The organism is Haloarcula sp. Atlit-47R, from assembly GCF_003665985.1.
Taxonomy (GTDB): domain Archaea; phylum Halobacteriota; class Halobacteria; order Halobacteriales; family Haloarculaceae; genus Haloarcula; species Haloarcula taiwanensis.
The window spans coordinates 50,182-57,681 of the sequence record NZ_QPLQ01000009.1; the positions used below are offsets into that span (position 1 = coordinate 50,182).

Sequence of the window (7,500 nt, forward strand, 5' to 3'; positions counted from 1 at the left end):
GGGCGCGGTGATGGCTGGGCCATGAACACCGTCCTGGCGCTGGGCCTGGGGCTCACCGCCGCCGGCCTGGCGGGCTACGTCGCGGGCGTCGCGGTGCCGTACCCCGGCCGCGCGTTCTCGGTGACCGCCTTGCTCGCCGGGATGACGCTGCTGGCCGTCGGCCGCTCGGACGAGACGGAGGGCAGGGCGTGATATCCGCGCTCGTCTACGCCGGCGAGGCGGCCGAGCCCTACGACGACCTCGGGGCCGCCCGCGCGGCCGCGGGGACGACGTGGGTCCACGCCGCCGAAGCAACCGACGAGGAGATACGCGCCGTCCAGTCGGCCTTTGACCTCCATTCGCTCGCCATTGACGACCTCCGTGGCGATGTCCGAGCCAAGACCGAGGAGTACCGCGACTACACCTTCGTCCTGCTGAAGACGATGCGGCTCACTCCCGGTGAAACAACCTTCGAGAAGGAGGTGGCAACCAGTCCGGTCGGCGTGTTCGTCGGTCGCGACTGGGTCGTCTCGCTGGGGCTGGACGAGGCCCGTCCGGTCCAGCGCGTGATGGACGCTGCCCGGAGAGGGGACGAGCGACTCCTCCAGCACGGCCCGGACTTCACCGCCTACCGTGTTGTCGATGTCATCGTCGACGCCTACTTCGACCTGCTCGATGGCATCGAGACGGACATCGAGGAGATAGAGGAGGAGGTCACCGTTTCCACTGACAGTGAGACTATCGAGAAAATAAACGATGTCCGCCGGGATCTGCTGTCGTTCCGCAAGCAGGCCTGGCCCGCGCGCGAGGCCGTCGGCAGCCTCGCCCGTGGCGACCCAAAGCAGATACAGCCACAGACGGAGAAGTACTTCCGGGACGTCTACGACCACCTCGTCCAGATTGTGGACCTGACCGAGACCTACCGCGACCTCGTCTCGGGTGCGCGGGACATCTACCTCAACACCGTCTCGCAGTCGACAAACGAGGTGATGAAAGTGCTGACTGTCGTCGCAACTATTTTCATCCCGCTAACATTCGTCGTCGGCGTCTACGGCATGAACTTCGCCGATAGCCCGTACAACATGCCGGAACTGGGCTGGACGTTCGGCTATCCCGCGGTGATGGTCGGCATGGGGCTCATCGTCGCAATATTGCTCGGCCACTTCCGCCAGCGGGGCTACCTATAGCGCAAGCGGGACGAGCAACACCCCCATCAGCGTCGCCCGTCGGGACCCGAACCGCGGCGGGAGATGTCCGACCAGCGTGGCCGCCCCGAACGCGCCGACGCCCACGAGGCCGGCAAACAGCGCCGAGAGGCCGACAAGGACCGCGACCACCGAAAGCGAGAGGGCCGTCTGGTCCACCCGACCGACGGCACGGAGATAGCGGTCACCCAGTGTCGGGACGAGTATCGCGCCAGCGACGGCGGCGACGGCGACCGCCGCGAGCAGCGCCGGGAGCACGAGCGGCACCTCGGCCCGGTCGAGCGCGACGAGGACACCGGTTCGGGGCGTCCCGAGCGAGATGAGCGCGAACAGCGCGAAGACTGCCGTCGCCGTGTTGACCCCGCTCGTCGTGACGACGAACGCCCGCGGGCCCCGGTCGGCGACGAGGCCCAGCGCCAGCGTGGCCGCGATGGCGCTGGAAACCCCGGGGATGTAGCCCACGGCGCCGCCACAGAGCGTCCCGACGCCCGCGAGGACGCCGACGGTTCGGGGCGGCGTCGTCACCGCCGCGTCGGCCTGTGGCGGGACCCCCTCCCCCTCGATGGCGGCCAGGAGCACCGGCGCGCCGAACAGCCCCGAAAACAGCGGGACCAGTACGTCGGAGACTGGCAGCACTCCGGTCACCGGCGCGTCGAGGAGGGCGATTCCAAGCAGGCCGCTGGCTGCCAGTGAACACGCCGCGCCGATTTGCCGACGGCGGCCCTGTTCCGTGACCACAAGCAGGACAGCGACTCCCGCGAGAAGTACCGACAGCCACGGCTGGAGCAGCGGATACGCTCGCTCCATCAGGAGGGTGAGTGGAACCGCCAGCGGGACGGCAAACACTACGGCCAACCCGCTCCCCAGCGCTGACAGGCGCAGCGCCTCCCGACCGCGACCCTCGATGACCAGCTGGTGGCTCGGCAGCGCACTGGCCGCCAGTGCCGGGTCCGGCACGCCCAGCGCCAGCGCCGGAATCACGTCGAGAAAGGTGTGTGTCACCCCGGCCGCCAGCATTGCCACGCCGACGTAGAGTCGTGGCCCCGGTAGACTGCTCGCCGCCGCGGCGAGCAAAAGTGCGAAGGTGTTGGCGTGCAACCCCGGAACGAGCCCGCTAAGCGTTCCCAGTCCAACTCCCGCCCCAACCGCAGCGAGGAGCGCGAGCGTCGCTGTCGGGTCGACGGCGGGAGCCATGGACTGCATAGCGGGGCGTGGCCCCGTTCCCGTACTTGAACCTCTGCGACGTTCGGCCCGGCTACCACTCTACAGCGTAGTGCGGGCCGACCGGACCGTGTTCGGCGTGAGTCCCGGCGCTAGGAGGGGTGGTGAGACAGCAGTGCCGACTGTCGGTCGCGACCAGTCCTTTCGAGAGGGCGCTCCCGAAGAGGCGACAGCGCAGGTCCGACTCAGCCAGACGTTCTCTTCCGACCGAAGCCCCCTGAACCTGGCGAGCTTTTTGGTGTGCCGGCCATTCGTACACACATGAGCAACGAGTCCCGAAAGTCGGCCGGGTTCAAGGACCGGACGCCGGTAACGACAGCCAGGGAGGCGCTGCTGGACGCAGTGTTCCCACACGGGCGGACGGAGCGCGTCTCGCTACGCGACGCCGACGAGCGCGTCGTCGCGGGGGAAATCACCGCCGAGCGAGCGGTGCCCCACTACCGGCGCGCGGCGATGGACGGCTTCGCCGTCAGCGCGGAAGACACGTTCGGCGCGAGCCAGCGGTCGCCGGAATCGCTCCAGGTCGGAGAGACAGTGACCACCGGCACGGCGACCCGCGTACACACGGGCAGCGAACTCCCAGCGGGTGCCGACGCCGTCGTGATGATCGAGGAGACCGAGGTCGCCGGTGACACCGTCACCGTGTTCGATGCGGTTGCTGGCGGGGAGAACGTCGCTCCTGTCGGCGAGGACGTAGAGCAAGGGCAGACGCTGTATGCAGACGGCCACCTGCTCCGCCCGTCGGACCTCGGGCTGTTGAAATCGGTCGGGAACGACGCTGTCGAGGTGTACGAGCGGCCGACTGTCAGCGTGATTCCGACCGGTGAGGAGTTAGTCCAAGATGACCCGGAACCGGGCCAAGTAGTCGAGACGAACGGCCAGACCGTCACGCAGTACGTCGAGCGCTGGGGGGGTGACGCGACCTACCGCGACATCGTTACCGACGACGTGGACGCGCTCCGGGCGGCCATCAGCGACGACTTGGACCACGACCTCGTGGTGACGACCGGCGGCTCTTCCGTCGGCGAGCGGGACCTGCTCCCGGAAGTCGTCGACGACCTCGGCGAGGTGCTGGTCCACGGCGTCGCGCTGAAGCCGGGTCACCCGGTCGCGCTGGGCGTGGTCGAAGAGACGCCGATTCTGATGCTCCCGGGTTATCCGGTCGCCTGCATCGTCAACGCCGTCCAGTTCCTCCGGCCGGCGCTCCGCCGTGCCGGCCACCTCCCGGCGACCGACCCGCCGACGACCGAGGCCGAACTCACGCGGAAGATAGCCAGCGAGCCGGGGACCCGGACCTACGCTCGGGTACAACTGCGCGAGGAGGACGACGACGGACCGACCGCGACGCCGACGCGGGCCAGCGGGTCGGGCGTCCTCTCCAGCGTCGCGCTCGCCGACGGCTGGGTCGTCGTGCCGGAGTCCGTGGAGGGCTACGACGCCGGTGACACTGTGCCCGTCGAGGACTGGGAGTGGTCCCAATGAGCGACCGCCGCGAGTTCCGCGACCTCGCATCACCGGAGGAGGCCCACGAGGTCGTCGCAAACCTCGACATCGACCCAGACCCGGAAACGGTCCCGCTCGCCGACGCCCGCGACCGCGTCCTCACCGAGCGGATCGACGCCGACATCGACGTGCCAGGGTTCGACCGCGCGAGTATGGACGGCTACGCCGTCCACGCCAGAGACACCTTCGGCGCTGACGAGGCCGACCCGGTGACGCTGTCGGTCGCCGGGGAAGTCCACGCGGGTGAGAAGCCCGACGTAACGGTCGAACCGGGTTCGGTCGCCGAGATTTCGACCGGCGCGGTGATGCCGCCCGGTGCCGACGCCGTCGTGATGGTCGAGCGAACGACTGAAACCGACGCCGGCGTCGAGATACGCACATCCGTCGCGCCCGGTGATAACGTGATGCTCGCCGGCGCAGATATCGCGGCCGGCGCGCGCGCCCTCGGTCCAGGAACGCGAATCACGCCCCGTGAAATCGGACTCCTGTCTGCCCTTGGCGTCGACGAGGTTCCGGTGCGTGGCCGGCCACAGGTCGGCATTCTCTCGACGGGCGATGAACTTGTCCGGCCCGGGGACCCCCTCGACAGCGCCGCCGGCCAGATTTACGACGTGAACAGCTACACGCTGGCGGGCGCGGTCGCGGAGGCCGGCGGTGAGCCGGTGATGTACCCCCACGCTGGCGACGACTACGAGGAAATGGAGCGATTGCTCCACCAAGCGGCTGACGAATGCGACCTCGTCCTCTCGTCAGGGTCGACCAGCGCCAGCGCGGTCGACGTCATCTACCGCGTCATCGAGGAACGCGGCGAACTCAGGCTCCACGGTGTGGCCGTCAAACCCGGCAAGCCGATGCTCGTGGGGACTATCGGCGACTCGGCGTACGTCGGGCTGCCTGGCTACCCAGTTTCGGCGCTGACTATCTTCCAGACGTTCGTCGCGCCAGCAGTACGGAACGCTGCTGGACGGGAGCAGCCACAGACAGCTACGGCCTCCGGCACAATGGCAGTCCAGGAACGCTACGGCGAAGGGCGACGACGCCTCATGCCAGCCGGGCTGGTCGAAGACGACTCCGGGTCGCTGCTGGTCTACCCGGTCGACAAGGGCAGCGGCGCGACGACGAGCCTCGTCGACGCCGATGGCTTCGTCGACGTGCCGCCGGGGACCGACTACCTCGCCGAGGGGGAGACGGTCGATGTGACGCTGTTTTCCCCCGCCGTCAGGCCGCCGACGCTGCTGGGCATGGGCGAGGACGACCCGCTCCTCTCGCGCCTGCTCGATACAATCGACCGCCCGCGGTACCTCCCGCTGGGATCGACCGAGGGAGTCCGCCGCCTCGGCAACGGCGTGCCCGACGTCGCCGTCGTCGCGGGTCCGACCGACGCCGACCACGAGGCAACCGATATCGGCGGCTGGCAGCGCGAGTGGGGGCTGGTCGTCGGGCCTGATACCGACGTGTCCGACTTGGGCAACCTTGTCGACGGCGACTGCCGATTCGTCAACCGCGACACCGCGTCCGGCCTGCGTCGGAGCTTCGACGACGCGCTCGACGCGCTCCGCGAGGACCGGGACGTCGGCCGCGACGAGGTTATCGATGCTATCGACGGCTACGAACTCACGACAAAAGCCCACGAAAGTCCCGCCCGGAAGGTCTTGGCGGGCGACGCGGACGCGGGCCTCGGTCTCCGCGCCACGGCGGCGAAACTCGGCCTCGGCTTCGTCTCGCTCGGAACCCAGCCCGTTCGGGTGCTCGCTAATCCGAATCGGCGGGAGAAAGACAGCGTCGACGCGCTCGCCGCGACCCTCGAAGACCTCGACTCGCTGGCCGACGGACTGGCTGGCATAGAAGTGCAGTGACGGCGTCGACCTGAGCACCGTGACACCCGCCAGGATTACGCTATGACCCGCAAGCGACTGCGACGTACCTGCGCTTGCAGGTACCACTGGAAGACGGCACTGGCGACCTGAAGTGATAAACACGAGCAGGGCTGAATGGGTCACAGCGATGCCCGACACATCGGTTGCCGCTGACCTCGATTCCCCGTTCCGGTTCGAGTACGAGCCTGCGACACTCCGATACGCCCCTGACGCCGTGCAGTCGCTGGGTGCGGAGTTAGACGCGCAAGGCTACAACAGTGCGCTGGTCGTCTGTGGCGCGACCGTTGGTGACACGCCGGCTGTGATGGACCCCGTTCGGGAGGGTCTCGGCGACCGACTGGCCGGCACCTTCGCCGAAACGACGCCAGCCAAGCGGCTCGGCACCGCCTGCGACGGACTCGAACGCCTCCGAGAAGTCGATGCCGATTGTCTCGTGGCCGTCGGCGGTGGGAGCAGTCTCGACGTTGCGAAAATCATCAGTATCCTCGCAGCGACTGACCGCGACCCGGCGGCTGTCGGCCAAGCGTTTGTCGACTCCGGAACGATAGCTGTCCCCGAGGCGGAGCTGCCGCCGATTATCGCCGCCCCGACGACGCTGGCCGGCGCTGACCTGTCTCTCGTCGCCGGGGTCACAGCCGCGCCAGACACCTGCCCTGTGAACGAGCCTGCCAGTGGTGGTGTCAGCGATCCGAAACTGATGCCCGAAGCAGTCTGTTATGACCCCGATCTGATTGCGACGACGCCCCGTCCGATCCTCGCGGCGTCAGCGATGAACGGCTTCGATAAAGGTATCGAGACGCTGTACGCGGCCAGCGCAACGCCAGTAACCGACGCCACAGCCTCTCGCGGCCTCGGCCTTCTCACGGACGGACTGCTCGCATTCGGTACTGGTGACGACGACCCATGGGTGTACCAGTCGCTCACCCAGGGTCTCATGCTCGTCCAGTACGGCATTTCGCGGGCTGACGGGACGACGCTCTCACTGATTCATGCCCTCGGTCACGGGCTGACCCGGGCCTACGAGGTCCAGCAGGGCGCGGCCCACGCGGTCATTGCTCCGCACGCACTCTCATATCTGTTCGAGCAGGTCGACGGTCGGCGGTCGCTTTTGGCCGACGCACTCGGCGCCGGCGATGCTTCAGACCCCACTGCTGCGGTCATCGACCAAATAAACGACGTGGTGACTGCGCTTGGACTCCCGACGCGACTTCGGGATGTCGACGGGCCCGGCCGCGAGGCGTTCCCCGAAGTTGCTGATGCCGTCCTCGAAGACGCCTTCATAGCGAACGCCCCGTCAGAACTGGCACCCACACGAAAGGACATTGTCAGTGTGTTAGAGTCGGCCTGGTAGCCGGCAGTGAATGCCGCTCAGAGCTCCGGTAGACCCCGAATACCGTCTCTCTGGTGCGGTTTCGCGCGAATCGCCCCGCGATTTCGCGCCTTTTTAGTCCACGCTTTGCGAGGAGTAGGTCGCGCGGTCAGGTCGACCCCGACGAAATAAAAAGGTCCTATCTACATGTCGGGCCAGGCCTTGGCGGCCCGACCAACGCCGGTCACGTCGTTGATCCAGCGGGCGGCAATCGCTTTCTTCAGCAGTTTCGCCGGCAGCCCGCCAAACGTCTCAACTGGGACGTTCACCACGTCGTGGGCAACGGCTTTCTCGCCGACCGAAACAACCGTCCCTTTGTCCTTGTGGGTCCAGGTCTTTAGCGGCT

The 7,500-nt window shown here is 67.7% G+C and carries 6 protein-coding genes and 1 pseudogene; 5 read left to right on the top strand and 2 right to left on the bottom strand.

Going from position 1 to position 7,500, the window contains the following annotated elements; all coding sequences use genetic code 11:
- The first annotated feature begins 21 nt into the window (after positions 1 to 21).
- The gene (locus tag DVK00_RS21900; RefSeq protein WP_199722503.1) at positions 22 to 192 is read left to right on the top strand and encodes a hypothetical protein; all 171 of its coding nucleotides are present in this window, start codon (positions 22 to 24) and stop codon (positions 190 to 192) included.
- The gene (gene corA / locus DVK00_RS20020; protein WP_121578435.1) at positions 189 to 1,166 is read left to right on the top strand and encodes a magnesium/cobalt transporter CorA; all 978 of its coding nucleotides are present in this window, start codon (positions 189 to 191) and stop codon (positions 1,164 to 1,166) included. Before DVK00_RS21900 ends, corA begins: the two co-directional genes overlap by 4 nt.
- Here corA and DVK00_RS20025 read toward each other — a convergent pair.
- Positions 1,161 to 2,378, bottom strand: coding sequence for a tripartite tricarboxylate transporter permease (locus DVK00_RS20025; RefSeq protein WP_199722504.1), 1,218 nt, complete (start codon positions 2,376 to 2,378; stop codon positions 1,161 to 1,163). The two genes, corA and DVK00_RS20025, sit on opposite strands and share 6 nt — an antisense overlap.
- Positions 2,379 to 2,666: 288 nt before the next feature.
- On the opposite strand from DVK00_RS20025, the gene glp reads away from it, so the two are divergent.
- The 3 genes from glp to DVK00_RS20045 all read left to right on the top strand — a co-directional run bounded on the left by glp (position 2,667) and on the right by DVK00_RS20045 (position 7,136).
- Complete coding sequence (gene glp, locus DVK00_RS20035) at positions 2,667 to 3,887, top strand: gephyrin-like molybdotransferase Glp (RefSeq protein WP_121578437.1); 1,221 nt, start codon at positions 2,667 to 2,669, stop codon at positions 3,885 to 3,887.
- Complete coding sequence (locus tag DVK00_RS20040) at positions 3,884 to 5,764, top strand: molybdopterin biosynthesis protein (RefSeq protein WP_121578438.1); 1,881 nt, start codon at positions 3,884 to 3,886, stop codon at positions 5,762 to 5,764. The genes glp and DVK00_RS20040 overlap by 4 nt, the downstream gene beginning before the upstream one ends.
- A 148-nt stretch (positions 5,765 to 5,912) precedes the next feature.
- Entirely contained in the window at positions 5,913 to 7,136 is a 1,224-nt protein-coding gene (locus DVK00_RS20045) for an iron-containing alcohol dehydrogenase family protein (protein WP_101350359.1), read from the top strand.
- Between the two features lie 161 nt (positions 7,137 to 7,297).
- Here the strand turns inward: DVK00_RS20045 and DVK00_RS20050 are convergent.
- Positions 7,298 to 7,500: pseudogene (locus DVK00_RS20050) on the bottom strand (NAD(P)/FAD-dependent oxidoreductase); the annotation flags it as partial.